4 protein-coding genes and 1 pseudogene are annotated in these 2,247 nt (G+C 26.2%); all 5 read left to right on the top strand.

Annotated elements, in window-relative coordinates:
• The coding region (locus H2277_RS08840) for a hypothetical protein (protein ID WP_337201944.1) at positions 1-525 on the top strand (525 nt) is incomplete at its 5' end.
• A gap of 99 nt (positions 526-624) precedes the next feature.
• Positions 625-1,002: a hypothetical protein gene (locus H2277_RS08835; RefSeq protein WP_337201943.1), complete on the top strand. Its 378-nt coding sequence runs from the start codon at positions 625-627 to the stop codon at positions 1,000-1,002.
• 2 nt (positions 1,003-1,004) lie between these two features.
• The gene (locus tag H2277_RS08830) at positions 1,005-1,166 is read left to right on the top strand and encodes a glycohydrolase toxin TNT-related protein (protein WP_337201945.1); all 162 of its coding nucleotides are present in this window, start codon (positions 1,005-1,007) and stop codon (positions 1,164-1,166) included.
• A gap of 19 nt (positions 1,167-1,185) precedes the next feature.
• On the top strand, positions 1,186-1,746 hold the full coding sequence (locus H2277_RS08825; RefSeq protein WP_337201942.1) for a hypothetical protein: 561 nt from the start codon (positions 1,186-1,188) through the stop codon (positions 1,744-1,746).
• 106 nt (positions 1,747-1,852) lie between these two features.
• Positions 1,853-2,247, top strand: a pseudogene (locus H2277_RS08820) (ankyrin repeat domain-containing protein); the annotation flags it as partial.

The raw sequence follows: 2,247 nt of genomic DNA, 5'->3' as shown, positions 1-2,247 counted from the left end.
GAAGTTCTTGCGGAAAATTATATCTATATATCAGCAGGTGTAAGTGTTCCTTGTACTAAAGTTGCTTCGGTATTTCCTTATACTTATTCAAAGCATAAAATCAATAATAAATATTCCGTTTATCAAATGGGCTTAATAGGAGTAAGTAATAAAGGCTATCCTGTGCTTTCTATACCTAAAGGCAATAAGATTAAATTTGCTTTAACTAAAATACAAGCTAGTCCTCTTGCTAAGATTAAGTATGATAGGATAAAATGGCAAAAAATAAAGATAAAAAACGATAGAGCAAAGCAAATAGAAGCATTAAAGAATAATCGGCAAAAAGGTATAAATAAAGAAAATTTAGATATTATAAAATACACAACAAAAGAGAAGTTTAATTTATTAGAAAGTGCTAATCAAACTAATAGTATTCAAAATAAATTCAACCACATATTTAATAAAAAAGAACATGATTTAGATGATTTTTTAAAGTCTTTTGGCAATTCGAAAGAAAAAGCTTATAGGGCGGTTTTAAAAAAATAGAAAAAGATTATGCAAGCGGTAAAGTTTCTGAAAATTTTACACAAGGATATATTATAAATATTAATGGATTTAATATTGAAGTAAGGGGAGTTGTAAAAAATGGAGAACCAAAAATTGGAACAATGTTTCAATCTAGAACATTTAATTAATATTCAAGAATTGGAGAAAAAAATTATTGAATGTTTTTCCAAAGAACAAAAATTACTTTTAGATCATTTTAGACATGCTAATATTGTTTCTAGAAAAGCTGATGAGTATGGATATTTTGCTAATATAAAAACTAATCCCACAAGACCAAAAATTCAAGTCAATGGTTTTACTAATTCTTTAAATCTATTTTTAAATGGTGTTATGATAGGTGGAGCTATGATTTATATTGAAAATGGTTTATTATCAATGATTGAGTGTTATTCTTGGGATAATAATGATATTTTTATTAAGTTATTATCGGACACCAATAAAAAAGTGTATTTGTAAAAATTTTCAAAAAATTTAAGATCACCCTAAAACCCATAAGGCTTTTCATGGCTAGAATAGGTAAAATATCTCCATGCTTTGAACAAGAAGGTGGAGGAACACAGATTAAGCTTCCTATTTCCATAGAAGACTTAATACAATTGGGCTTTATCAAACAAATATAATAATAATAAAGGATAAAAAATGACAAGAGAACAAGCAGAATTAATTATAGAAGAAGAAAAGTTGATTTATGTAACTTGGCGTGATTATGATAATACATCTGGGGAATATCATTTTACAATTTGGTTTAATCCTAATAACAATAAATATGAAACTATTTATATTGGAGAAAGAGGAGGTGTTGAATATGAATATTCTTTTGATAGTGAAAAAGAAGCAATTGATAAAATGTTGCAGATGAATTATGAACAAAAATATTTTAGTGTAGATGAGAACTATTCAATGCAAAATAGAAAAGAAGTAGCGCTAAGAATCATTAAAGAAGAAAATCTAGAAGTGATTTGGTATGATGAAGCACTTAAACCTTTATGTGCAGGTATCAAACATGATAAACAAAGAGATAAATATATATCTTTTGTCACTAATGCTAAAGCAGAAATTATAGAATGGAAAAGTATTGAATTTGATGGGGATAGATACAGTGAAACTTTTGAAAGAATGTTAAATGATGAAAGTAAAGCCCTTTATGCTCTTATCAATCGTGCTAGAATGATTAAACAAAATAGAATCAGTTTTGTGTAAAATGTTTTTCCTGTGATTTGATTTATAAGTTTCGATCAAATAAGAATATTGTATAAAATTAATGTATAATGATAAACATGAAATATATAAAAAGGAAAACAAATGATTGAAGAAAAAATCATCTCTTATGAAGAAGTTCAAGCAAATCCCATGCTTAAATGGTTTTTTTTATGAAGAATGTAGTGTCAAGGATAAATATTATCAAGAATGGCAAGAATATGTTAAAAAAACAGATTTAAATACAATGTATATTATAGAAAATCCAAAAGGTAAAGATGTTTATGACTTATATCGATACCAAAGACCTGATATAGCCTTTCGCCTATTTACTCGCATTAAATTATATGATCATGAATTTTTTGAATTTATTTTGCAATTCATAAAAGATCAAAAATGGTTGAATTTTTTATTGGCTTGTATTAGTTTTACAATAGAAGATGAAGATCATCACATAGTTTTAGAAAAAACAAAAAAAGTTATTAAGCTTTTAGTAGATAAGGG

It is taken from the genome of Campylobacter sp. W0014 (assembly GCF_020135975.1).
Lineage (GTDB): Bacteria > Campylobacterota > Campylobacteria > Campylobacterales > Campylobacteraceae > Campylobacter_D.
The sequence above is the reverse complement of the archived record's forward strand: the minus strand, read 5'-3'. Positions and strand labels throughout refer to the sequence as shown.